This is a genomic window from Priestia sp. FSL H7-0729, from assembly GCF_038005685.1.
Taxonomy (GTDB): domain Bacteria; phylum Bacillota; class Bacilli; order Paenibacillales; family Paenibacillaceae; genus Paenibacillus.
In genome coordinates this window covers 1-26,764 of the sequence record NZ_JBBOTQ010000008.1, presented here as the reverse complement: position 1 = coordinate 26,764, position 26,764 = coordinate 1, and the positions used below count along the sequence as shown (strand labels likewise).

General features: G+C 46.3%; 20 protein-coding genes. 16 read left to right on the top strand and 4 right to left on the bottom strand.

Going from position 1 to position 26,764, the window contains the following annotated elements:
- Positions 1–39: 39 nt before the first annotated feature.
- Positions 40–984: a helix-turn-helix transcriptional regulator gene (locus tag MHH93_RS18190; RefSeq protein ID WP_500055153.1), complete on the bottom strand. Its 945-nt coding sequence runs from the start codon at positions 982–984 to the stop codon at positions 40–42.
- 438 nt (positions 985–1,422) lie between these two features.
- Positions 1,423–3,450, bottom strand: a complete 2,028-nt coding sequence (locus MHH93_RS18185; protein ID WP_500055152.1) for a beta-galactosidase — start codon at positions 3,448–3,450, stop codon at positions 1,423–1,425.
- 161 nt (positions 3,451–3,611) lie between these two features.
- Here MHH93_RS18185 and MHH93_RS18180 point away from each other — a divergent pair, with 161 nt between their 5' ends.
- The 15 genes from MHH93_RS18180 (at position 3,612) to coaD (ending at position 23,424) form a co-directional block, all read left to right on the top strand.
- Positions 3,612–4,412, top strand: coding sequence for an AraC family transcriptional regulator (locus MHH93_RS18180; RefSeq protein WP_500055151.1), 801 nt, complete (start codon positions 3,612–3,614; stop codon positions 4,410–4,412).
- Between the two features lie 143 nt (positions 4,413–4,555).
- On the top strand, positions 4,556–5,344 hold the full coding sequence (locus tag MHH93_RS18175) for an alpha/beta hydrolase (RefSeq protein WP_500055150.1): 789 nt from the start codon (positions 4,556–4,558) through the stop codon (positions 5,342–5,344).
- Positions 5,345–5,380: 36 nt separating this feature from the next.
- On the top strand, positions 5,381–6,043 hold the full coding sequence (locus MHH93_RS18170; RefSeq protein ID WP_500055149.1) for an SGNH/GDSL hydrolase family protein: 663 nt from the start codon (positions 5,381–5,383) through the stop codon (positions 6,041–6,043).
- A gap of 15 nt (positions 6,044–6,058) precedes the next feature.
- Positions 6,059–6,940, top strand: coding sequence for an SMP-30/gluconolactonase/LRE family protein (locus MHH93_RS18165; RefSeq protein WP_500055148.1), 882 nt, complete (start codon positions 6,059–6,061; stop codon positions 6,938–6,940).
- A 394-nt stretch (positions 6,941–7,334) separates the two neighbouring features.
- A complete protein-coding gene (locus MHH93_RS18160; protein ID WP_500055147.1) occupies positions 7,335–10,415 on the top strand; it encodes a cellulose binding domain-containing protein in 3,081 nt (1,026 codons plus the stop codon).
- 272 nt (positions 10,416–10,687) lie between these two features.
- On the top strand, positions 10,688–12,235 hold the full coding sequence (locus tag MHH93_RS18155) for a response regulator transcription factor (RefSeq protein WP_500055146.1): 1,548 nt from the start codon (positions 10,688–10,690) through the stop codon (positions 12,233–12,235).
- 18 nt (positions 12,236–12,253) lie between these two features.
- The gene (locus MHH93_RS18150) at positions 12,254–14,023 is read left to right on the top strand and encodes a cache domain-containing sensor histidine kinase (protein WP_500055145.1); all 1,770 of its coding nucleotides are present in this window, start codon (positions 12,254–12,256) and stop codon (positions 14,021–14,023) included.
- A 350-nt stretch (positions 14,024–14,373) separates the two neighbouring features.
- The gene (locus tag MHH93_RS18145; RefSeq protein WP_500055340.1) at positions 14,374–15,657 is read left to right on the top strand and encodes an extracellular solute-binding protein; all 1,284 of its coding nucleotides are present in this window, start codon (positions 14,374–14,376) and stop codon (positions 15,655–15,657) included.
- A 143-nt stretch (positions 15,658–15,800) separates the two neighbouring features.
- On the top strand, positions 15,801–16,691 hold the full coding sequence (locus tag MHH93_RS18140; protein WP_036610887.1) for a carbohydrate ABC transporter permease: 891 nt from the start codon (positions 15,801–15,803) through the stop codon (positions 16,689–16,691).
- Positions 16,684–17,514, top strand: coding sequence for a carbohydrate ABC transporter permease (locus tag MHH93_RS18135; protein WP_500055144.1), 831 nt, complete (start codon positions 16,684–16,686; stop codon positions 17,512–17,514). Before MHH93_RS18140 ends, MHH93_RS18135 begins: the two co-directional genes overlap by 8 nt.
- 163 nt (positions 17,515–17,677) lie before the next feature.
- Entirely contained in the window at positions 17,678–20,725 is a 3,048-nt protein-coding gene (lacZ, locus tag MHH93_RS18130; RefSeq protein WP_500055143.1) for a beta-galactosidase, LacZ type, read from the top strand.
- A gap of 171 nt (positions 20,726–20,896) precedes the next feature.
- A complete protein-coding gene (locus MHH93_RS18125) occupies positions 20,897–21,202 on the top strand; it encodes a hypothetical protein (RefSeq protein WP_062833752.1) in 306 nt (101 codons plus the stop codon).
- A 368-nt stretch (positions 21,203–21,570) separates the two neighbouring features.
- Positions 21,571–22,008 carry an Imm44 family immunity protein gene (locus MHH93_RS18120; RefSeq protein WP_500055142.1) on the top strand — a complete coding sequence of 146 codons (438 nt, stop codon included), beginning with the start codon at positions 21,571–21,573 and terminating at the stop codon, positions 22,006–22,008.
- Positions 22,009–22,307: 299 nt separating this feature from the next.
- Positions 22,308–22,916, top strand: coding sequence for a 16S rRNA (guanine(966)-N(2))-methyltransferase RsmD (rsmD, locus tag MHH93_RS18115; RefSeq protein WP_500055141.1), 609 nt, complete (start codon positions 22,308–22,310; stop codon positions 22,914–22,916).
- Position 22,917: 1 nt separating this feature from the next.
- Entirely contained in the window at positions 22,918–23,424 is a 507-nt protein-coding gene (coaD, locus tag MHH93_RS18110; protein WP_085981453.1) for a pantetheine-phosphate adenylyltransferase, read from the top strand.
- Here the strand turns inward: coaD and MHH93_RS18105 are convergent.
- Positions 23,402–24,739, bottom strand: a complete 1,338-nt coding sequence (locus MHH93_RS18105) for a nucleoside recognition domain-containing protein (protein ID WP_500055140.1) — start codon at positions 24,737–24,739, stop codon at positions 23,402–23,404. The genes coaD and MHH93_RS18105 overlap by 23 nt on opposite strands.
- A gap of 211 nt (positions 24,740–24,950) precedes the next feature.
- On the opposite strand from MHH93_RS18105, the gene MHH93_RS18100 reads away from it, so the two are divergent.
- Positions 24,951–25,991, top strand: coding sequence for a SepM family pheromone-processing serine protease (locus tag MHH93_RS18100; RefSeq protein ID WP_500055139.1), 1,041 nt, complete (start codon positions 24,951–24,953; stop codon positions 25,989–25,991).
- Positions 25,992–26,204: 213 nt separating this feature from the next.
- Here MHH93_RS18100 and MHH93_RS18095 read toward each other — a convergent pair whose 3' ends face one another.
- Positions 26,205–26,750, bottom strand: coding sequence for a nucleotidyltransferase family protein (locus tag MHH93_RS18095; RefSeq protein ID WP_500055138.1), 546 nt, complete (start codon positions 26,748–26,750; stop codon positions 26,205–26,207).
- Positions 26,751–26,764 lie beyond the last annotated feature (14 nt).

Genomic DNA, 26,764 nt, shown 5'->3' with positions numbered 1-26,764 from the left:
GTAGGCTCCTTTTCGTGTGTAGTCAGGCTACGACTTGTTCTAAGCGAGGTATCTTCGGCTCACTTCTTCGGCATACTGACGTATCTCGCTGCGAAGTTTGAGGGGTTCAATCACTTCAGCTTCACGTCCCAATCGGTAAAAGAATCGTACGGCCCATTCCCATTCCCCCGGTGGACAGAGAAAGGACAATTCCCAGAGATCCGGGGCAATTTCAGTCATCTTTTCACCGATATGCTCGTCCTGTTCAGCTTCAATCATGCCCCGATAACTCAGTCGCACTCTAACCAGAGTTGGCGGCTGTTCTGGGGGGATCGGTTTGCTGCACTGTTGCTGCATCTGTTCGTTAAGCATCTGTGTATCCTGGGGTTCAATCGCCTTGACCTCGATAATGCGGTCGACCCGGAACAGACGCTGTTCACCATGTTCGATGGAATATGCTTCACAGTACCAGAAGCCGGAGGAAGCATACACCCGTGTGGGACAGATCTGCAACCATCGCTGACGCGACACGGAACGATACAGTACATTGAGCCACCCGTGTTCGGGAATGCATGCCAGCAGTACGTCTAGATGAGGAAGAATGTAATTGCGGTCAGGAATATGATGCTGCAGCTGTTTGAGCATGGGATCGATTCGGGCCATGATGTCATCCGGAATGATAGCTTTAACTTTGTTCATCAGGGTCCAGCGTTTCTCATGAAAGGGCGTATCCGCGTAACGACTTAAACCCTCAAGAGCGAATATGAGCGTGGCGGCCTCTACCGGGTCCAGCTGTAATGGAGGCAATACGTAACCCTCCATAAGTCTGAAACCGCCTCCTGGGCCAGAAATGGCAATAATGGGCACATTCATCTCGGAGAGGGATTGAATATCCCGGAGAATCGTGCGACGGGAAACTTCAAATTTCTCACCTAATGAGTGTGCCGTTTCGTGACCATGCTGTAATGCCATTACGATGGCAGCAAGCCGATTTGTTCTGTTCATGTCAGCCACTCCGTTTCGATCAATGCGCCGCCGGAAAGTGGTGCCGTAGTTATATTTCTATTGTAACAGCTCATTGGTGACATCATGAATGTCACTAATATTTTAGCTGCATCCTTTTTTCCAATGGATCATCTACTTCATGTACAACAGCATGTTCCGGCGGGCTTCGTTAAATGTATGTTTCGTCCAATTCGCTCTGCCTGCTGATATTTCCTTCTATCAAAAAGACGACAGATAATACCAAAAACCCGTATCTGATGTGGACAGATACGGGAAGTAGCAGCTTTGGGCTTATTAAAGAACATAAAGGTCTGGAATCTATACCAATATTCTCGATGAAGAAAAAAATAAGCATAATAGAAATGAATATGTGACACTTTGTATCAAGCGTTTCCTTTTGAGTAAAGGATTCCATTATTACCAATATAGCGAAGTGTTTTATTTCATTTGGAGCAATTGTACCCCTCGTGCTTCAATCTCAACGCTGCCTGAAAGTTCGTGATCGGTGAGCAGATCATGTGCCTTGGTTGTACCGAGATCATAGGATTGTGTGGTTGCGTTATGGTTCATGACAAACAGGTAGGGTTTGCCGTCTTTGGTCCGAGCGCTAACTTCAACACCTTCTGGTGTCTCAAGCAAGGATTTCACGTTCTTGGCTGCTGCAAGCTGTCCCAGCAAATCATCCAGGAAGCGATCTTCCGGGTCGGATGCAACGTACCAGGCTTCACCTTGACCAAAGGTATTACGTGTCACAACAGGCATGCCTTTATAAAAGTCGTCTCCATACTCCGCGATGACTTCGGCTCCTTCACTGTGTAGCAGGTCACACAGCATACCACATTCATATTCTCCTTGAAGATCACCGTAGGCTTCTTTGAGGACAAGGCGGTTTTTTTGCTCAGGCAGCAGCGCATCAATCTCTTCCACCCAGATTCCAAGCAGTTTACGGAGTTCACCCGGATATCCACCTGTGGTCACGAGATCGTTCTCGTTGACAATGCCGCTGAAGAAGGTCGTCAGGAATGTTCCACCTGCTTCAACATACTTCTCCAGTTTGGCGGTGAACCCTGGTTTAACCATGTAGAGGACAGGGGCAAGGACAATATCATATTTGCTTATATCCGTATCCACACTAACGATATCTACCTGAATGTTGCGGCGGAAGAAGGCGGAGTAATATTTATGAATCTGATCCACATAATTCAGGGCAACCGTAGGTCCGCTTGATTTTTCGATGGCCCACCAGTTATCCCAGTCAAACACAATCGCTACTTTGGATTCAACAGATGCATCCAGCGTGGTGTCACCAAGACTCTGCAATTCTTTGCCAAGCTCAGCGACTTCGCGGAATACACGTGTATTCTCGTGTCCGGCATGCTCAATAACTGCACCATGATACTTCTCACAGGCACCGATGGAGCGTCGAAGCTGGAAGAACATGATGGTATCGGCCCCGTGCGCAACAGATTGATAACTCCAAAGACGCATGACACCTGGACGTTTCAGTGAGTTATAGGGCTGCCAATTCTGCTGACTTGGTGTTTGCTCCATAAGCATGAACGGTTGACCATCCTTCAGTCCGCGCATAAGGTCATGAGCCATGGCCGTGAAACTGACAGGTGTTGCGAGACCGGGATAGCTGTCCCAGGAGACGATGTCCATATGTTTTGCCCATTTGAAATAGTCCAATTGCTTGAAGAATCCCATCAGATTGGTCGTAACAACGGAGTCCGGAATGTGTTTTTTGATCGCATCGTATTCCAACAGATAACAATCCAGCATGCTGTCGGAGTTGAAGCGAGAGTAGTCCAGCGAGATTCCCTGGAATGTTGAATTGTTGTTACCCCAATGTTCGCTCAGGTTGCTCGGTAGTACAATCTCATCCCAATCGTAGAAGGTATGCCCCCAGAAATTCGTGTTCCATGCTTTGTTAACCTGTTCCAGAGTCTGATAGCGTTCTTTCAGATACACGCGGAACGCTTTCTCACAGTTATCACAGTAACAGTCACCTCCATATTCGTTGGAGATATGCCATACGAGAACTGCGGGGTGATCCTTGTAGCGTTCGGCCAGTTTATCTGCAATCTTCTCGGCATATTTACGGTAGGTCGGGCTGTTGGGACAGGAATTATGGCGCCCACCGAATTTGCGTTTGCGTCCATCAGCATCTACACGAAGCACATCTGGATATTTCTTCGCCATCCAGGCCGGATGGGCAGCCGTGCTCGTTGCAAGGCATATATAGACACCATTCTCATATAGACGATTAATCAGTTGGTCGAGTTCTTCAAAACGGTAAGTAACTTCATCAGGCTGAATCAGTGCCCATGAAAATACGTTGATTGTAGCAATATCAATGCCTGCCAATTGGAACATGCGCAGGTCTTCAAGGTGGGTCTCGTGATCCCACTGTTCCGGGTTATAATCTCCCCCGTAGAACATTTTGGGCAGTTTGCTGCTAATCAATGTGTTCACCTCTTGTATAAGAATAATCCTATACTATATGATACATATGACTTTTAAAATATAATAAAAGTAATGAATCATATAAGAATACGGAAGTCTATTTTAGCTTATATTCAAGGAGGCTGCCCATTTTTATCTCACCCCGACATCAACGATATTTCATGACATCACGTGATCAGCCACTGCCCCTTTATATTGAGAGCCTCGGTTATAACGGCAATCAGGAGAAGGTGTTCAGACCCGTGGGGTATCCATGTTATCACTGGCTTCAGACCGTCAAGGGAGCCGGAGAATTCAAGTTTTCCGGGTCCACGGTCATACTGGGGGAGGCATCGGGTATTTTGCTGCCGCCGAATGAACCGCATGAATATGTGCGCGCCCAGGGAGAGTGGGAGACACTTTACATTACATTTGGCGGTTCGCAGTGTCCGGCAATTATGGAATCGCTTGGCTTGGGTGAAGCGGCGTTCCATCAGTGGGAGCGAAGTAGCCCGTTCAATGATTACGGTCAGGAAGTGCTGGATTCGATTAGAAGTGATCAGGATTTGTCGGGACTCGAAGCGTCAGCTGATATATACCGATTTCTGATTTTGCTCAAAAAACATGGCATGACGGGCAATCGTTCTTCCATCTCACATGCCGTGGAGAGACTTGCTCCGCTCATTGCATTCATGGAACAGCAATATGCGAATCCCGAGATCGGGCTCGAACATATGGCTGTTGTAACAGGGATCTCATCCAGACATCTGAACACCTTGTTCAAGCAGTCCTTTGGCATGACAGCCTATAGTTATTTCATTCTGCTGCGTATTCGCAAAGCCAAGGAAATTATGACCGGGGATACCGCCCTGACGATTAGGGAAACCGCAATCCGGGTGGGCTTTCGGGATGCAAGCCATTTTGTTGCTACCTTTCGCAGGATTGAAGGTGTCACTCCTGAACAGTTCCGTAATTTGTACTAACATGTACCCAAATGAACAAAAAGTGATGCCAGGAAGGTATTGATGCGTTAGGGTCATTACCGTTATGATGGTATCGATTCCTGAGATTCGAAAACGTTTAAACGGAACCATGGTTCCGTTCTATTTGGAGAGGATGATTGAAGATGACAACAACGATACCCTTATGGGATCATGCTGCACCTTATGCAGCGCAGGGCCATGAAGACGAAATGCCACATTTGATTCCATTTATTCAGCCTGGTTCCGAGAGCGCTGTCATTGTATGTCCAGGGGGCGGTTATGGATTTTTGGCTGATCATGAAGGTGCTCCAATAGCCGAATTGTTGAACAGAGCGGGCATAAGCGCATTTGTCCTGAAATATCGGGTGGCGCCTCACCAGCATCCTGCTCCGATAACAGATGGTCAGCGTGCTATCCGTTATGTTCGTGCAAATGCCGAGCAGTACGGTATCAATCCTGCCAAGATTGCAGTGCTCGGTTTCTCCGCAGGCGGACATCTTACAGCAACAATGGGAACGTTGTATGACGAGGGACAACCGGATCACGAAGATCCGATTGAACGTCAAAGTTCACGTCCGGACCGGGTTATCCTCTGTTATCCGGTCATTACGATGGAGTCCTATGGACATGCCGGTTCCCGTGAAAATTTACTGGGGGCCAATGCGTCAGCTGAGCAGATCAAGGCTGTCAGCGCTGAGCAGCAGGTAAGAGCGGATGCTCCGGAAGCGTTCATCTGGCACACCAGTGATGATCAGGCAGTACCTGTGGAAAATAGCTTGCGTTACGCACTTGCATTGGGCGCGCACGGAATTCCTTATGACTTGCACGTTTTTGAGAAGGGCTCCCATGGTCTGGGATTGGCTGAAGATAACCAAGCGGTTCGTGCCTGGTCTGATCTGTGCTTGACGTGGCTTAAGAATCAAGGCTGGTAATGATATTAGCGCTTTGGAGCGAAGGAGAAAACGACGATGAAATTGCAGAAAAATGACAAGCTTCTGTTTATCGGAGATTCCATTACGGATTGTGGTCGGGAACACCCTGTAGGCGAAGGCAGTTCAGGTCTGGGCCATGGTTATGTTGCGCAAGTTTATGCGCTCTTGCGCTCCATCTATCCGGAATTGATGTTGCGCATTCAGAATGTGGGTAATGGTGGAAATACGATTCGTGATCTGAAACAGCGCTGGGATCGTGATGTATTGGACCTTAAACCGGATTGGTTAACGATCATGATCGGCATTAATGATGTATGGCGTCAGTTCGACAACCCATTGTCAACAGACTCCCATGTGTTCCTGGAAGAATATGAATCCACATTGCGTGAACTGGTGGCTTCGGTTCGTCCCAACCTGAAAGGTCTGGTACTGATGACGCCTTATTATCTTGAGGCCAATTCGGAGGACCCGATGCGGGCAACAATGGATATCTACGGAGAAGCCGTACGCAGGGTGGCCAGTGAGTATGATGCGGTGTATGTGGATACACAGGCTGCATTTGCTCCATTTTGGGACCATTTCTATACGTCTGTGCTGACTTATGATCGGATTCATCCGGATGCAACGGGCCATATGGTACTGTCCAAAGCATTCTTGGATGCGATCGGATTCGAATGGTCTGGCGGCGTCAAATCTTAAAAAGGACGTGATGGCATGAGCGAAGTAACAATAGCAGTACACACCCCGGCATTACTTGGGGAAGGCCCAAGTTGGGATGCGGAGAACAATCGATTATTGTGGGTAGATATTGAAAGCTTCAAGGTGCATGTATATGATCCGGTCACAGGGCAGGATCAAGCTTATGATGTCGGTGAACATGTCGGTGCTGTTGTTCCCTATCGTGGGGACGAAGTTGTAGTTGCTTTACGCAGTGGATTCCACACGTATCACTTGCTTACGGGTGAGCTGCATGCCATTGAGGACCCTGAACAAGATAAGGATACCAATCGATTTAATGATGGCAAGTGTGATGCGAAGGGCCGCTTCTGGGCAGGCACCATGAGCATGAATAATCAGAGCCAAGCCGGATCGCTGTATTGTTTGGAGGAAGGACAACCTGTGCGCACGATGGTACAAGGTGTATCTACATCCAACGGCCTGGGTTGGAGTCCGGATCGGCAGACCATGTATTACATTGATACCCCGACACGTTCTATTGACCGGTTTGATTTTGATCTGGAAGAAGGTACGATACAGAATCGGACAAGCGTCATTCACATACCGGAGGAATTCGGTTATCCGGATGGCATGACGGTCGATGGTGAGGGTATGCTGTGGGTAGCGCACTGGGGCGGAGGAAGAGTCATTCGCTGGAACCCGGATACATCCGAACTGTTGCAACAGATCGATGTACCGGCAGATCAGGTAACATCCTGCTGTTTTGGTGGACAGGACCTCGAAGATTTGTACATCACAACAGCACGTATAGGGATTAAGGAAGAACGTCTGAAAGAGACACCGGATGCGGGCTCACTTTTTGTCATTCGACCGGGGGTTAAAGGGCAAAAGACTCACGCCTATGGTAGCTCAAAATAAACAGGTACCAATCATGTGGTGAACCGCTACTTGGATTTCTAGGAAAGCAACGGTGTTATAGTTTAGACTTTTACATGCCATGTCGAAAGATGCTGTTATAACAGCATCTTTTTTGTTGTGTAAACAAGATAAAACACTAAAAATATTTTACATAAATAGGAATTTTAACGGAGGTGTTCTCCGTTTTCCATCGAATGTTATTTAATGAAAGAATTATCCATATGACGACGATTTGAGAGTTATTTTGTAAGCGCTTAATAATGTGACTGGAAGGGGGTGAGGCTTCTTGTATCAAGGGATGCATTGAATCGTCTGGCACGCCATCATCAGCACGATGAGTCAGCGGGGATAGACCGAAATGCAGTAACCAAGTTAAAGAGGAGGATAAGTTGATATGAGAACGTTTATGGGGAAATTACGAATCATGAGCCTGACAGTTGCTGTAGTAACTGCTTCGCTGGGAGGACTTGCTGGACCTACTTCGGCGGCACCGAGTGAAGCTTATGAGTGGAAAAATGTGGTGACTGGTGCAGGAGGCGGGTTTGTACCTGGCATTATTTTCAACGAGTCGGAAAAGGATCTGATCTATGCTCGTACGGATATTGGAGGAGCCTATCGCTGGAATGCGGCTGACGAGAGCTGGATACCCTTAACGGATTTTGTCGGCTGGGATGATTGGAACAAGAATGGTGTGGACGCACTGGCTACGGACCCGGTTGATCCTGATCGCGTGTATATGGCAGTTGGGACGTATACGAACTCGTGGGACCAAAATAATGGTTCCATCTTGCGTTCTACGGATCGGGGAGATACATGGCAGACCACAACACTTCCGTTCAAAGTGGGCGGTAACATGCCAGGACGTTCGATGGGAGAACGTCTGAGCGTGGACCCGAATGATAACCGTATCTTGTATTTCGGTGCACGAAGTGGTCATGGATTATGGAAAAGTACCGATTACGGTGTGACCTGGAACGAAATCACAAGCTTCCCGAATCCGGGAAATTATGTGCAAGATCCATCGAATGAGTATACCAGTGACATTGTAGGTCTGGCATGGATTACATTTGACAAAACAACAGGTTCGCAAGGACAAGCAACTCAGACCATCTATGTGGGTGTTGCGGATAAAGCTCAAAGTGTATATCGCAGCACGAATGGCGGCCTGACCTGGTCAGCTGTTGCCGGTCAACCTACAGGTTATATCCCGCATCATGGTGTGCTAGATTCAGATGGTAGCCTCTATATTACGTACAGCGATGGTGTAGGACCGTATGATGGGGAGAAAGGCGATGTATGGAAACTGAATACCTCAACAGGTGTCTGGACCAACATCAGTCCTGTTCCGAGCAGCAGCACGGATAATTACTTTGGATATGGCGGATTGGCTGTTGATGCACAGAATCCAGGTACATTGATGGTTGCGACATTGAATTCCTGGTGGCCTGATGCCACGTTGTTCCGTAGTACAGATGGCGGAGCGACGTGGACACGCATATGGGAATTTGAAGGATATCCGAACCGGAAGTTACGGTATACTCAGGATATTTCGGCAGCTCCATGGCTCACTTTTGGCACCAACCCTGCCCCACCCGAAACAACCCCAAAACTGGGCTGGATGATCGGTGATTTGGAGATTGATCCATTTGATTCGGATCGCATGATGTATGGAACGGGTGCTACGATCTATGGAACGAAGAACCTGACAGACTGGGATGATGACGAAAAAATCAATATTTCAGTGATGGCGAAGGGGGTTGAAGAGATTGCCGTACTGGATCTGATCAGCCCGCCAAGTGGTGCACATTTGGTAAGCGGATTGGGGGATGTCTCCGGATTCCGTCATAACAATCTGGACCAGGCTCCAGCGACCATATTTACGAGTCCGAACTATCCTTCCACAGAAAGTCTGGATTTTGCAGAGTTAAGTCCAAATACGATGGTTCGCGTAGGTAAAGCAGATTATGCTGCTGATCCAAATGCAAAATCCATTGGTTTGTCCAGTGACGGAGGCACTACGTGGTATAAGGCCAATGCAGAACCTGCTGGCACAACCGGAGGAGGGACCGTAGCCATCTCTGCTAATGGTAACCGGCTCGTATGGAGCACGTCAGATAAAGGTGTACATTATTCGACTGGCGGCAATTCCTGGACGGCAAGTACGGGCATACCTGCACAGGCGAAAGTGATTTCGGATCGTGTGAATCCAAACAAATTTTATGGATTTGCAGCGGGTAAAATCTATGTAAGTGTGAACGGTGGTGCTACTTTCACGGCATCGCCAGCGACCGGACTTCCGATGGCAGGAAATGCCGATCTGGATGCCGTTCCAGGTGTTGAAGGCGAACTCTGGTTTGCAGGTGGAAGTGAGGAAGATGGTCCTTACGGATTATGGCATTCCATGGATTCGGGAGCGACATTCACGAAGCTTGCCAATGTAGAGGAAGCAGACAGTATCGGATTTGGTAAAGCTGCCCCTGGGCAGAGCGTTGTTGCGTTATACACGGTTGCCCAGATCGATGGAACACGTGGATTCTTCCGCTCCGATGATGGTGGGGCCAATTGGGTTCGCATCAATGATGATCAGCATCAGTATGCTCGTGTAACCACAATTACGGGAGATCCGCGTCTGTATGGCAGAGTATATCTCGGAACGAATGGCCGCGGAATTTTGTATGCTGACCGTGTTGGAGGTAATGGCGGAGGAGACGGCGGGGGTACAACACCAGTAACCAACTCTTCGATTACACCGGTTACAGCAGAATTTGATCGTAAAGCAGGCAATCAGGTTAATATTCCAGTCACGTTAACACTAAACGGCAATGCACTTGTATCCATTCGTAACGGGAATGCAACGCTGGTTTCAGGTACAGATTACACATTAACAGGTAATGATATCGTATTGAGTAAAAACTACCTGGCTTCTCTGCCAAATGGCGCAGCGTCACTAACCTTCCAATTCAGCGCAGGCGCTCATGCGACATTGAATCTGTTCATTAAAGACACGACAGTTGCACCAGCTGGAACCATACGCATCGAGATGTATAATAGCAACACATCGGCAACGGGTAGCTCCATTAGCCCCAAATTCAAACTGACGAACACAGGCACTACAGCACTGAATCTGTCCGATGTGAAAATCAGATATTATTACACCATTAATGGTGATCAGCCACAGAATTTCTTCGCTGACTGGGCGAGTGCTGGCAGTTCGAATGTGACAGGCACATTCAGTGCGTTTAATCCAGTCCGGCCAGGTGCTGACCACGTGCTTGAAATCGGCTTTACGGCTTCTGCCGGAACACTGAATGCAGGACAAAGCACGGAAATCCACACGCGCATCTCCAAGAGCAATTGGACCAATTATACGCAAACAGATGATTACTCCTTTGCAGATAGTCAGACTTCCTATTCCGAATGGTCCAAAGTCACCGGTTATATCGCTGAAAGTCTACAGTGGGGCATTGAACCGTAAGTGAGGGATTAAACGAAATAAAGGATTGAAAATAGGGGTCCTGCTTCGCCAATTGATCGAATGGCGAGTCAGGACTTCTTATTTTGTCGAAATATAGTGTAAACTATAGATAGTTACCATTGAATAAAGGACCATTTTAGGATATAAAAGAATGTACAATTAATTTAAAACTAATGTAACCGCTAACACTGGAAAGTGTTTATAACCGATATATAATAGTGGGTATAGCCTGTACAGATATAGAGGAAAGATTAGACAAGGGGGTCGCGATCATGAACCGGCTGTGTAAGGTGCTGATTGTTGACGATGAGTTTCTGGTAAGACAGGGCATAAAGCATCATATGAACTGGGAAGCAGAAGGATTTCTCATTGTGGGTGAAGCTTCCAACGGTGAAGAAGGATTACAGCAGGTGAGCCTGTTAAAGCCGGATATTGTGATTACTGACATTGTCATGCCTGTCATGGACGGCGAAACATTTGTCCGTACACTTAAAGCCAGTAATCCACAGATTGAAGTTATTGTATTAAGCAGTTTCAGTGAGTTCGAGTATGTACGTTCTACACTTCAGCACGGGGCAGCCGATTATATACTGAAGCCGAAGCTGGATACGAATGAATTATTGCAGGTCCTTCAACGCACAGCAGGTAAAATTCCCGAGCTACAGTTCGAGCCTTCGCACGATGGCTGGAGACTTGGACAACTGATGGAGAAGATGTTATCTGGATTTACATTGGATGAGGATAGCGAAATGCCGATGATACGAGATACCTTTCCACACGAATCCTTTCGGATGCTTGTGTATAGACCCATGGATGCTGAGGGCAATCCGCTGAAGCTGGATCAGGAACAGATCGAATCGAGACTACGCAGTGATCTGCCTGAAGTGGAATGCGCAGTAGTTCCGGCAGAGGGTACATTACCGGTTGTGCTTCTTAATGTTGATCCTGCAAGAGACGGCTGGATGCTTGACCGGATTAGACAGTTGGCCAGTGAAAAAGGAGCAGGGGAAGGCAATCCTGGTTGGGTGCTTAGTGAAAGCTTTACTTCATTTGAACAGATGGGTGTTGTTTACCGGGAACGCCTGATTAAGCTGATGGAATATCGTTTCTATTATAAAGATCAGCCCATTCTGGTGTATGGTGAACTGCCTCCAATGCATCCCGCAGGTTACCAGTTTAATGTAAATATGTTCTTGCAGCATGTGAAGCGTAACCGGGTCGAAGCGGCAAGAGAGTATTTGCAGGATCATGCGACAACACTTGGACGGGATTATATTGCCGATGTGTTTGAGATCAAATCATTCCTGGGCAACTTGATCTTCAACGTAACCATTACCCTCGCGGATATGGATGTGCAGTCTTCCGGGCTGGAAGAGAGCAAATATACGTATTTTAAAAATGTGGACGGGGCTTCGAGTCTGGACGAAGTCATGACTGTACTTGATCAGTTTATGACGGAAGTTCAGGAGTGCATCGCCGGTGCGGGTGGAAAACGAAGTGATCCCAACATGAAGATGCTGCTGGATTACATGCATGAGCACTTTGACCAGCCGCTTGGTCTTGCTGAGGTAGCCAAACACTTTCATTTTAATCCATCGTATTTATCCAGTTATTTCTCATCTCACAAAAAAGAAGGATTTAATGAATATTTGAATAAAATTCGGATTGAAAAAGCGGAGGAACTGCTGCGATCCGATGATGTAACGATCTCAGAGATTAGCAGTATGGTTGGTTATTCCGATCATAGTTACTTCTGCAAAGTGTTCAAAAAATTCACCGGGTTATCACCAAGCCGATATCGGCGCAAATTCTGGGCATAAAGTCAGAAGGATAAGATCATGAAGAAATGGATGAACCAATTATCTCGTCTCGGATTGTTTCCTAAGTTGTTTCTGGTTATGGTCATCAGTATTGTTCTCGTCTCTGTACTCATCTTATGGACGACCATTCACATGTCTACGAATCTGTTTACCGAGACATTTAGTATCACGAACTCCAAGGTGCTTAATCAGATCAAGACAAATTTTGAATCCTTTAATGAGGCCATTGCTGCGGTATCCAATAATGTGACGCAGAGTGGAGCGATTCGGGGATTCCTGTCTGAAGGTGATGCCGATTCCCTCACGATGGCCAAATCCTTTTATAATATGAGGGAAACGATGGATCGAGTTCAATCTATAACAGAGTCCTACGAAGTAGGGATAACGATTATCGGGATTAATGGACGGAGCTATTCCACGAATCGTGCTCACCTTCAGATGTCAGTGGATGAATTGAAGCAGGAGCCAATCACGATGGAAGCCGCTGAGACGCCGAGCCGTCTTATCTTTGATGATTACCAAAACGAGGCAACGGTCGGGAGTCAGCAGATGATCTCCGCGACGAAGGCATTGACGGATCGAACACGTAGCCGAATATACGGTACGCTCTATGTTACCATGAGGGAAGATATATTCCGGCAATTTTACAGCAGCTTTACAAGTCGCGGCAATGATGTGGTCATTATGAATGAAAAAGGTGAGATTGTATCATCGAATCGTGAAGACTGGATTGGAACAACTCAGCTGGATCTGCTATCGTATGCCCGAGAAATGAACAGCAACACTCCAAGAAGTATTAATGCTCGTGTGATGGATCAGGATAGCGTTGTTCTATCCGAGTATTTACCATTCTATCGATTCTATATTGTCAATGTAGTGGATAAGGATCTGGCGATGGGGCAACTCATCGACATGAAGACAGTTGCCCTGATCTGTGCAGCTATCGTTGTGGGGGCACTTATTCTCGTGTTTCTCATCACCAGCCAAATTACCAAGTCACTGCGCAGACTGGTGAAGCAGATGTCCAATATTACGAAAAGTGATCTGGACAACTATATTCCTGTGAGTGGAAGCTACGAGAGCAGGCAGCTTGGCCATGCTTACAATTATATGCTTGATGAGCTGCATGATTATGTGGATCAATTGGTGCAGACCCAGCGTGAACAACGTAACGCAGAGCTTGCGGCTTTACAGAGTCAGATTAATCCTCACTTCTTGTACAATACCCTTGCTTCGATCAAAGTTCTGGTGCAACAAGGTAACAAGGACAGGGCAGCAGAGACCATTAATGCATTGATTGGACTATTGCAAAATACGATTAGTGATGTGAGTCAGACCGTGACAGTCGAACAAGAAGTCGAGAATCTGAAAAATTATGTCTTCATTAATCACGTTAGGTACGGTGGCCGGATTAAAGCAGCGTTCTACATTGCTCCGGATTGTACTCACTATCATGTACCCAAGCTGGTGATCCAACCGTTTATCGAGAACGCATTTTTCCATGGATTTATCAAGAAAGAGATGGGCACGATTCATGTCATGGTATCCAGAGCAGGTGAAACACTTATCTGTGAGATCATGGACAATGGTGATGGAATTGAAGGACTCGTTATGGGAGAAACATTGCCTAATCCGAAAAACAATCGTCAGCTATTCAGCGGGATCGGTATTCGCAACGTACATGACCGTATTGAGTTATTATATGGTTCACCGTATGGTGTCAGCATTATGAGTACTGTCGGGGAAGGCACGAGAGTAACGGTGACACTGCCTTTGATCACGAGTTAATCGAAACCCGATTCAAATGAATACACTCAAAATAGAGATCCCCCGTTTCTGCATTACTACAGAAACGGGGGATCTTTGTATATCGGAGTTGAAGTGAAAATACATATTTGTACGATTTCAAGATCAAGATAATACAAAATCAAAAGAAATTACAAAAAACCAAATTTAATGCAAACGGTTTCTGTAAAGGTTTTCATTGTGGTAATAAGATGACAAATCCGTACAAAATTATTACTAACGAATGGAGATATGGGAATGATAAGATGAATACATCGAAAGCAACCGCTTTCAGAAAACGCAAACAAATTACACACAAAGAGGTTAAAGGGGAGTTGAATGTTTTGAAAAAAATGTGGGTATTGATGCTCGTTACAGTATTGCTGTTGTCTGCATGTTCATCCGGTGGTGGAGGTAATTCTGCTAGTGGTGGTGACGAAAAAACAAACGAAATTACGGTTTGGGCTTGGGACAAAGCTTTTAACGTTGCTGCTATGGAATCAGCCAAAGAAGCATATCAAAAAGCAAATCCTGATGTGAAAATCAACATCATTGAATACGCTCAAGCTGATATCATTCAGAAACTGAACACGGGTCTTAACTCCGGAACTGCAAGCGGTCTTCCAAACGTAGTTCTGATCGAAGACTATCGCTCACAAAGCTTCCTGAATGCATATCCTGATGCGTTCAAAGATCTTTCTTCAAGCATCACGGCTTCCGACTTTGCAGATTATAAACTCGGACCAACAGCGTTTGATGGCAAACAATACGGAGTACCATTTGACTCCGGCGTTGCTGGCTTGTACTACAGAACAGACTTGCTGGAAGAAGCAGGCTACAAATCTGCTGACCTGCAAGACATCACTTGGGATGATTACATCCAAATTGGTAAAGACGTAAAAGCTAAAACAGGTAAAGAGCTTCTTTCTCTTGACCCGAATGACCTTGGTTTGATTCGTATGATGATCCAAACTGCAGGTAAATGGTATTCCGCAGAAGATGGTAAAACACCTGATATTGCTAACAATGCCGCACTGAAAGAAGCGTTTATTACTTACAAAGCAATGATGGATGCCAACATTGTTAAATTGCACTCTGACTGGAGTCAATTCGTTGCCAACGCCAATAACGGTAGCGTAGCAACAATTCCTACAGGCAACTGGTTCTCACCATCTGTACGTCAAGAAGCTTCCCAGTCTGGCAAATGGGCTGTAGCTCCAATGCCGAAAATGGCTGGTCAACCAAACTCTGTTCACGCATCCAACTTGGGTGGTAGCTCTTGGTATGTAATGAACAATGTTCCTGGTGCAGATCAAGCAGCTGATTTCGTAGCTAAAACATTTGGTTCTGATAAACAATTGTATCAAGATTTGTTGAACAACATCGGTGCAATCGGTACGTACAAACCAGCAGTTGATGGAGAAGCTTATGCCAAAGAAGACGAGTACTTCGGTGGACAAAAAATCTTCACAGACTTTGCAAATTGGACGAAAGAAATTCCAAGCGTAAACTACGGTATCAACACATATGCCATTGAAGATATTCTGGTTGTAGAAATGCAAGCATTCCTGAACGGTAAATCAATCGATGACGTTCTGGCTGATGCACAAAAACAAGCTGAAGCACAATTAAACTAAGATACCCAAGGTAACTTATAGAACCCTAGGAAACATCGGAGCCATCTCCCATGTCCGGCGCAAGTCGTACCGGATATGGCGAGAGGCTCCGTGGGTTCTACCCATGTTCCATGGAGAGAGAGAGGAGCCATACTGTGAAAGCCATGAATACAGGAGACAGTCTCCAAAAGAAAAATAATTTGACTGGATGGGCTTTTGTTTTGCTGGCTGTTGTCGGGATTGTTGCATTTTACTTCTACCCGATGATTCAAGCGCTGCTCTTATCGTTCAAGTCTGGTGTAGGAGCCAATCTTGAATTTTCGGGCCTTTCTAACTATAAAAGATTGTTAGTTGACACAACGTTCCGTACAGCATTGTCGAATACATTTATCTACTTGATCATTCAAGTACCTGTAATGATTATTCTTGGATTGTTTATTTCCGTATTGCTGAATGACAGCACACTGCGCTTCCGGAGCTTCTTCCGTACAGCGATTTTCTTGCCTTGTGTAACTTCATTGGTAGCATACTCTGTTGTATTTAAATATTTGTTCGCACCAGATGGAATGGTGAATCAATTCCTGATGGGTTTGCACATTATTGGCGACCCAATCCAATGGATCACAGACCCGTTCTGGGCTAAAATTACGATCATAATCGCCGTTACTTGGCGTTGGACCGGATATAACATGATTTTCTATCTGTCATCCCTCCAAAACATTGATCAATCGATCTATGAAGCTGCAAGAATTGACGGAGCGAATGCTTTTACACAATTCTTCAAAATCACAGTACCTTTGCTTAAACCGATCATCCTCTTCACGTCCATCACATCAACGATTGGTACACTGCAAATCTTTGATGAGATCATGAATATTACCAAAGGTGGTCCAGGTAATGCGACCATGTCGATTTCACAATACATCTACAACCTTTCGTTCAAATATTCACCGGACTTCGGTTATGCAGCAACCGTTTCGTATTCCATCGTAATCTTGATTATTGTATTGTCCATCATCCAGTTTAAAGTGGCAGGTGATAATAAAAATGGCTAAATTTAAAGCAAAACGGATTTTCACTTATGTGTTCCTGTCCATCGTCGCTTTTGTATCCATTTTCCCATTCTTCTGGATGCTGGTCAGTTCAACGAATGCATCTGTCGATGTAACCAAGGGTAGATTGCTGCCGGGTTCAGCCTTCCTTGATAACTTTAACAAACTGATTGATTCGACGAATCTGGTACAGGCTCTCGGAAACTCGGCCATTATCTCTGTCATCTCCACTGTCTTGGCGCTGTTTATTGGTTCTATGGCAGGTTATGGCTTCGAGGTATATCGCACGAAGTCCCGTGATGTCGTGTTTAATATCCTGTTGTTATCCATGATGATCCCGTTTGCAGCGATCATGGTACCACTGTATCGTATGTTCGCAACAATCTCAGGAGTTGCACCAGTTATCGGAATCAACACGATGGCAGCGGTTATCCTGCCAACCATAGCAACAGCGTTCCTGATCTTCTTCTTCCGTCAGAACACCAAAATGTTCCCGAAAGATTTGCTGGAAGCTGGACGTATTGATGGGTTGAGTGAGCTCGGGATCTTCTTGAAGATCTACATGCCAACGATGAAAACAACATATGCAGCAGCAGCAATCATTACATTCATGAGTAGCTGGAACAACTATCTGTGGCCACTCATTGTATTGCAAACGCCTGATCAACAAACGATTCCATTGTTGATCTCGAATCTTGGTGCTGGTTATTCTCCGGATTACGGAGTAATCATGACAGCAATCGTTATTGCAACACTGCCTACAGCAATCGTATTCTTCATCATGCAGAAACATTTTGTAGCAGGTATGGTAGGTTCCGTGAAGTAATGAAAACAGCATAATCCGTGTAAATGACGGGTTCAGGAAAGAAGAGAGGACGCCAGTTATGGCGTGCCTCTGTCTTTTTTGTTTGTTTATGTAAAGCAAAAAGGAAATTCAATTGCAACCTTGAATAAGTCAAACTATAACGTTTTAAAGGGAGAGAGAGCCGATGAAAGCAACAAAGGCAGATATCAACTGGTTGGGAGACGTAAGTGTATTTGAGGTGAACCGTCTTCATGCCTATTCCGATCACCGTTATTACCAAACGATGGAAGAGGCTGTAGGTTCAGGAGCAATGTCCATGCGTTATGATCTGAATGGAACGTGGAAATTCAACTATGCGATCCGTCCAGACAGCCGTTCTGAGTTTTTCTATACATCCGATTTCTCCAGTGAAGGCTGGGATGATATTGAAGTTCCGGGGCATATCCAACTTCAAGGATACGGACAGATTCAATATGTAAATACACAATACCCTTGGGATGGCTTGAACGACATTCGTCCACCGGCATTGCCACAGGATAAAAACCCCGTTGGAAGTTACATTCGCACATTCCATCTGCCGACAGGTTGGGAGTCGAATCCGGTATATATTTCTTTCCAGGGTGTAGAGTCTGCATTCTATGTATGGCTTAATGGACAATTCGTAGGATACGGGGAAGACAGCTTTACGCCATCTGACTTTGACCTGACACCATTCCTTCAGGATGGGGAGAACAAACTCGCAGTTGAGGTGTATCAACGCAGCACAGGCAGCTGGCTGGAAGATCAGGATTTCTGGCGTTTCTCCGGTATTTTCAGAGATGTGTATCTGTATACGGTCCCTGCTGCACACGTACGTGATGTTCATGTTCGTACAGATCTGGACAAGTCCTATACGAACGGTACATTGCAATTGGATCTGAAACTGGAAGGAAAAGCAGTTGCTGGAGCACGTGTAGAGGCTGAACTGCGTGATCGGGAAGGCAATACTGTTAAAACGTTTGAATCCAAAGTTAACGATGGACAAGTAAGTCTTCGTGAAGATATCGGTACAGTGAATCTGTGGAGCGCAGAGATTCCATACCTGTACCGTCTCTATATTCGTGTGTATGATGCTGCGGGTGCACTTCTTGAGGTTGTTCCTCAAGCTGTTGGTTTCCGTACATTCGAAATGATTGACAAAGTCATGCACATCAACGGTAAACGTATCGTATTCAAGGGTGTGAATCGTCACGAGTTCAACCCGCGTCGTGGACGTGCGGTTACGAAGGAAGATATGCTCTGGGATGTTCGTACGATCAAACAAAACAATATGAATGCGGTACGTACGTCACACTATCCAAACCAAAGTCTCTGGTATGAGCTGTGTGATGAATATGGATTATATGTTATTGACGAGATGAATCTGGAGACACACGGATCTTGGCAGAAACTTGGCGCCGTTGAGCCTTCTTGGGTTATCCCAGGAGACAAACCGGAATGGCATGATATCGTTATGGATCGTGCTGTATCCATGGTGGAGCGTGATAAAAACCATCCGTCCATTCTGATCTGGTCTTGTGGTAACGAATCACACGGTGGTGAAGTCATCTACAAAGTATCCCAATACTTCAAATCGGCTGATCCAACTCGTCTGGTACATTACGAAGGTGTATTCCATGATCGCCGTTTCGATGAGACAAGTGATATGGAAACACGCATGTATGCCAAACCGGCGGACATTGAGGAATTCCTGAATGCCAACCCGACCAAACCTTATATTAGCTGTGAGTACATGCATGCCATGGGTAACTCTATTGGTGGTATGCACAAATATACGGAACTGGAAGACAAATACCCGATGTATCAAGGTGGATTCATCTGGGATTACATCGACCAATCCATTTATAAAAAAGATCGTTACGGCAAAGAATTCCTCGCCTATGGCGGAGATTTCGGTGATCGTCCATCAGACTATTCGTTCTGTGGTAACGGTATCGTCCATGCTGACCGTAAAGTAACTGCGAAAATGCAGGAGGTTAAATTCCTGTACCAAAACATCAAGCTGTTCCCAGATCGTGAAGGTGTCAAAATCGTTAACGGTAACCTGTTCGCAGATACATCTGCATTGGAACTGGTATACAGCCTAGAGCGTGAGGGACATGAAGTGCTGCGTGGAACATTGGAAGTGAACGTGGATGCGCAAAGCGAGTCAGTAGTTAAGCTTCCGCTGGGTACAGAATCCCTGGTGGGCGGCGAGTACGCTGTGAACACCGCATTTGTGTTAAAAGAAGCTACACTGTGGGCTGACAAAGGCGAAGAAGTGGCATTTGGACAGTTTATTTTCACACAGGATCAGGTAAATGATGCAGTTGAAGTCGACTTGAACCTTGTAAGTGATGTACAAGTGGTTGAAGGTGACGTTAACATCGGTGTTCGTGCTGGCAAAACGCATGCGCTGTTCTCCAAACAGTTTGGCACACTGGTTTCCCTAAAATTGTCCGGTCGTGAGACCATTGCTGTACCACCTGCACCGCTCTTCTGGCGTGCAATGACGGATAATGACAAAGGTATGGCGATGGGCTTCGAACTGGGTGCCTGGTATGCAGCGAGCTTGATGCCACGTTCTGTGGATTGGAAAGCAGAACAGAAACCGGATCAATACCGGATCGAGTTCACGTACAAGCTCAACATTTCGGAGGATGTACAAGTGAAAGTAGTCTATACTGTACATGCAGATGGAAGTGTGCGTGTGCATAATACGTACAAAGGTACAGATGGATTGCCTAACCTGCCAATTCATGCATTGTCCTTCAGAACATCACCTGACTTCGAAAACGTGGAATGGCTCGCGATGGGACCCGAAGAAAACTATGCAGACCGCGCATTTGGCGCACGTCTGGGCATCCATGGAAGTAAGGTAGCTGATACCGTGGCTCCTTATCTGGTACCGCAGGAATCGGGCAACCGTACGGGCGTACGTTGGGCCAAATTGACAGACAACGCGGGACGTGGCTTCAAAATTGAAGCATCAGGAACTCCGGTTGAGCTGAATGTATCACCATATACAGCATTTGAGCTGGAGAACGCACAGCATGCGTACGAATTGCCTCCTGTGCACTATACGGTCGTGACTGTAGCGGGTAAACAAATGGGCGTCGGCGGTGATGACAGCTGGGGTGCTCCGGTTCATCCGGAATACCTGATCCCTTCGGACGGCGTACTGACATTTGAATTTGTCATTCGTGCACTGTAAGCAGCGCAATCGTTCAGAATAAAGAATATATTTAAATAAAGAACAGAGGTCTTCGCTCGTCGGAGACCTCTGTTTTGTTATGTCCATGAATGGCTTGAGATGTGATCTATGAAACCGTTCTCTCTCCGGCCACGTAATGTAAAAGACAGGAAACATAAGAGGGGGTTCAAGATGAGTAGAAAAGCAAAGACAGGTATATGGGTGACGGTGTTAGTCTTCTTGGGCATCATTGTTGGATGTTTCATATGGTATTTCAATACGGCTTCGGGTGAACGTGCACTCAAAACGATGAGATCCAATAACTCGGGCGGTCTGGAGAGAGTTGTTAAAGTGTACAGTAATAATGGTGAATTGATTCAGACCTATGATGGCAAAATTGACGTGGAAGATACGGAATACGGCAATAAAGTATTATTCGATCTCAATGGCAAACGTGTCGTAATCTATAATGCAACGATCGTTGTTGAAGAGAAGTAAAGCAAAATTAAGGAATGATATAAGGGTCGGGTGAGATTTTTATGGTGGATATGTACCTCATAATCCTTGTTGCTATCTTGGGAATGATTCTGTTCTATGGTTTAATTGCTTATTTCTTGGTTCGCTTCATTTCGAAAAAAGCATTCAAGCTTACATTAACCAAATATGAAATGATGGAGATTATGACTTGGCTTGCTGTGCTGTTTATCACCTTCATGATGATTAAGAATGGTTCAATAAATCTTCTCTTACCGGTTGTTGTACTCATCATTCCATTGATCAATTTGCGAAGGTCTAATCGGAAGCATCGAGTGATGAAATAGTATAGTCTTGCTAAGCTAGGGTAATGCACAAGGAGGAGTTTTTTAATGATGATCCTGGACAAATCAACAGATACTTCCGGCTTAACGCAGGTTGCCAATCTGTCGGATGAGCTGCAGCCTGTTTTTGATAAAGTAAAAAGCAAGTATCAAGTCGTTGATATAGAACTCTTCTTTGTTTTCAGGTGCCTTCCTGAAGAATACGATAGAAGATCAACGGTTAGGCATGTGAAGAAGGAGAATGTCATCTATTTTGATCTGGTGGTCAGTGAGGATCGGTATAAGACATTAAGCAAAAGCAAACAACGGCATGCGTTAAGTCATGAGTTTTATGCTTTTTTGAGTGAAAAAATACAGAAGTATAAGATTGAACATCTAAAAGTGAATGAGTTTATCGCAGATATGGGCATGTGGCTAAGGGAGATTGGATGGCTGCAGACCGAAGAGGAAGCTGACATAAGTGAATTTGAAGAAAAATATAACTAACATAATAAATTAACATAAACAACAAAAAGAAGCCCTCTTTCGAGAGCTTCTTTTTCATGGGAGAGGAGAAACCGGACGAAGAGCTTATGGGGAAACGTAAGTCTTCTCCGCGGTTGTCTACGACACTTGTGATGTCGATAATTATAGAATCGCCCGATTGTTTCCTTTTTATACATATGCGTCAATAATTCGTCAACAATTTTCCAAGGCATATCAAGACTGAGTATTTTTCAAACCGAACCCGAGTGTGGTACGATAGCCGTATCAATAAATTTACATAGAGAAAAGGTGACTCGTCAGTGAGAGTGGTATCTGGGAGTGCGAAAGGCAGGCCGCTGAAGGCTGTTCCTGGCACAGGTACGCGGCCGACCACCGACAAGGTGAAGGAAGCGTTATTTAGCATGGTTGGTCCTTATTTTGAGGGCGGTGCAGCATTGGATCTGTTTGCAGGCAGTGGAGGTCTCGGTATTGAGGCGCTGAGCCGCGGCATGGACAAGGCTGTTTTTGTTGATTTGGAATCGAAAAGTATTGAAGTCATCCGCATGAATCTGAAGGCAACCAAGCTGGAAGACCAGGCGGCCGTATATCGTAATGATGCAGGTCGAGCATTGAAGGCACTCGCCAAGCGAGGCACAACGTTTGATCTGGTGTTTCTCGACCCGCCATATCGTATGAAGAACGGGCACGAGTTGATGATGACCATGCACGAATTGGAACTTCTGGAACCCGAAGCAACGATCGTGCTTGAATATGAATCCAAACATGATTACCCTGAGCAATTCGGCCCGTTTGAACAAACGCGCAAGGCTTTGTATGGGGAGACGGCAGTATCCATCTATTATTATGCGCCTGACGCAGTTGAAGATGGAGAATCCATTACACCGGAAGAGGAGGCTCCTCATGACTGAAATGATACATCGACAGGAACGGATCGCCGTATATCCTGGGAGTTTTGATCCCGTAACGATGGGGCATCTCGATATTATCGCAAGAGCATCGAAGCAATTTGATCGCGTCATTGTGGCTGTTCTGAACAATATGAGCAAAAATCCGCTGTTTACAGTGGAGGAACGCAAGGAACTGATTACAGAAGTAACCCGCCATCTACCGAATGTGGAGGTGGACAGTTTTCGAGATCTGACAGCCAATTATGTCCGGCAAAAGGAAGCGCAGGTCATCGTTCGCGGTATACGCTCGGTAACTGATTTTGAATACGAGCTGCAATTGGCGTCGACCAACAGCAAGTTGAATCCGGATGCGGAAACGATATTTATGATGACGAATCCGAAGTATTCCTATTTAAGTTCCAGCATTGTGAAAGAAATCGCTCATTATCATGGAGATGTTACAGATCTTGTATCACCTGAGGTGGAAGCTGCGCTTCGTCAGAAAATCAGCGAGAAAACCGGCGGTTAAACCAGAAGGTAAGACCCGATAGACTAATCATGACTGCAAGAAGTAACGCAAGACCCATGCATGCAGCAGGGAAGATGCTCCAAATGGTGTTGATCGTGTATGTGTTACCTGAACTATGTATCCATAGCCAACCGAATGGTGCCGAGAGGTCCTGCGCTGCATTGGGCTGAAATGTGGTCCAGGCTTCTGAGCTATAACGGTTGAACGGCATCCATAGGAACAGACTGATGAAAAAAGCGATTAATCCATGAATCAGACGAACTCCGGCAAAGTACAACATGGATTTGCTGTTTGGACTCGTTGTTTTCAGGACAGCAGAGACTTGCAGATGGGAGCATAAACCACTCCATCCCAGAACGGCTGCAAGTAGAGGTATGAGCAGGGCGGATGTAATTGTAGTCTGACTCAAATGATAGGTTCCCAGGTGAAGCTCAAAGAAGGCTGGCCACAGCGCAGCAGAGGACCCCGGAGTCAGGTAAAGGGAGACCAAACGGATAAACACGGCAAAACCGATCATGTATCCTCCAGTCATCATCAAGGTCTGCACAGCTTGGGATACGGTGTCACCGAGCAATTTGCCAAACCCTCTTCCATCACGACTATGGGCTTCCCTTGCTGCAATCATCATATTAGACCACATACTGCGTCTTTTGAACGTAGAGTGTTGAGGTGCAGATGAGCGACTTATGGAACTAGGAGGACTTGCAGGCTGAGAATCAAGAGAGCTGTCATTTGCTTGCACGGCTGTCGAGCCAACCTTGTCTGTCTGGTTACCCGGTGCAGGCAGGAGACGCGTGGCCAGAATGGCGGCGATCCAGCCGCTAATCCAGTGGACCACGAGTAAAAAATATCCGGCCGCTGGCTGGTGGAGAAATGCAGCACCGACGACCAGTATGATCATCATTGGATTGGCAAAATGAGATGCCGCCGCAAGGACAACCGCCTGCTTGGCGGTAATTTGTCTATCCTGAAATAAACGGGATACCGCATCTGCTCCTGCAGGGAATCCGCCGCACATGCCAACGGCAATCGCCAGACCTGCGTTGCCTGGAAGTCTGAACCATCGTTGCATTAACGGTCCGAGCAAGGCGCCGATCGCATGGGTGAAGCCAAACGCAGTGAGCATTTGGGATAACATGAGGAACGGGAGCATGGCAGGGAAGATAATTTTCCACCATATATCCAGGCCTTGAATAGAGGCATCAAACGCTTCTTTGGGGGACGCCACTACTGCAATGACCAACATTAAAGCGCTAGTACTTAGGATTATCGTTCGTAACGGGCCAGTATCTCTAACCTCGCTCTGTAGTGTCATCGTTTCACCTCATATCAGATAACGCCAATTCGGCATTTGAATCGTTATGGACGGCCGAATGACGCCCGAAGGGCGGTTCGGCCTTGGCCGGACAGGCTATTGTATACAGCGGCCTATCCGGCCTGTACCATTGTATGCACAGGGACCAGAGTGTTAGACTTGAAATAAATGTACAGCTTATATAGAGATACAAAGAACGGAGGCTCATGCGATGAATCGGATTCGGAAATCTGGCGGATTCAGAGCTTCGATCTTTGTGATCGTGGTGGCTCTGGTCGTCTATGTTGCCGTGTACATGCCAACGCCGTATATCATATATATGCCTGGCAGTGCAGATGAAGTAAAACCAATGGTAACCGTTAAGGGTGGGGACCAGGAAGAACACGGTGTGTTCATGATGACAACCGTGTCGGCAACATATGCCAATGTGTTTTTGCTAGGAACCTCTCTGTTCAATAAAAATGCTCAAGTGGATAAAAAAGAAGACCGACTGCGCGGCAAAAGCGAAGCGGAATACTCTGCCGAACAGGTGTGGTTCATGAGTGACTCACAATCTTCCGCAATGGAGGCTGCATATGAGCAGGCGGGTGTGACTTACTCTATCGTACCTGAACATATCTTTGTATTTGGACTGTCCGAAGATCCAAAACCGGAAGGAGACATTGCTCCGGGAGATATCATTCTGGGAGTGAATGGAACAGCTACGCCGGATAATACGGTGCTTTCTGCCCAGTTAAAAGATAAAAAGGTCGGAGATACCGTCGAAATGCAACTGGAACGTGGTGGAGAGACCATTAGCCGGGACGTGAAACTGATTCAGGTCAAAGACAATAAAACAGGTGAAACCCGCCCGGGACTCGGTGTAATGATTGGTGCGGTTCAGAAGGTGAAAGCTGAGGACCCGAATAAACAGATTTCCTTCACAGATACTCAGGTGGGGGGTCCGTCTGCGGGCTTGATGTTTACGTTGGAGATCTATAACCAGTTAACACCTGGAGATCTGACCAAAGGGCATCGAATTGCGGGTACAGGTACCATTACCAAAGAGGGTGTTGTGGGTGCCATTGGTGGTGTAGTGCATAAGATTGTAGCCGCTGACCGAAAAGAAGCGGAGATTTTCTTTGTGCCGAAGGATAACTATAAGGAAGCAGCAGCCAAGGCTGAGCAGATCGGCACCAAAATGAAACTTGTACCTGTGAGCACGGTGGATGATGCACTGGCTTATCTGAAAACGTTGTCCGTGAAATCATAGATTATGATTGGGCCGGAAGAGATCGAGTTTAAAGAATTAAGAGAACAAGAGAAGTGAATAAGGGAATCCCCTTGTTGCGAGGTGCCTGAGCGGCGCGCAGCAAGGGGATTTTTTTAATTGTATAGTTGAGTTTTCAGTAGTCGATATCAATGACCTGTTTGATGATGGAATATAAAGCTCCTTAGGAAATGAAGCCTTGTGGTCCAAAGCGGATTACAGTCTTACAGGTGACTCATAGTAATCGCTGAACATCCTGCGTGTGTCCCTATGCTCGCAAGCGAGCCCATACGCAACCTGGGCTTGGATATCCAGTTCCAGTTGATTGTGGGTGAACGTCGAAGGTTTCAACACAACAGGCAACGACGCTGTCTTCTTCATCTGTTTAAGCAGGCTCTGCCCTTGAGTATTGAATCCGAGGACTCGGAGATATCCGGGTCCGGCAGCCAATTGCTCTGGTGAACACTCGGCTTTGGTGTGATTCAGGAGCAGGTGGGCGAGCATGCGCTGGAGTTTGGTGCGTGTGTAGCGTTTGGTCTTCAATGCATTCAGGAGTGCTTCAACTGAAGGCTCCGAGAGCTGAGCGAGTGCACGGCTCAGCCGGTGTTCCAGGCCTTCCGTAACTTCGACGATGCGTTCCAGCTCGGAGGCACGGCGGGTGGCCGCAAGGTGCAACAGCGGCTGTGCAAAGCGCTCCCAGTGTATGGGAGCGCGCCCCTCTTGCCATTCACGATGCAGAATGGCAAGGGTTGCCGCCGGCACGTATGGCGCGGCGG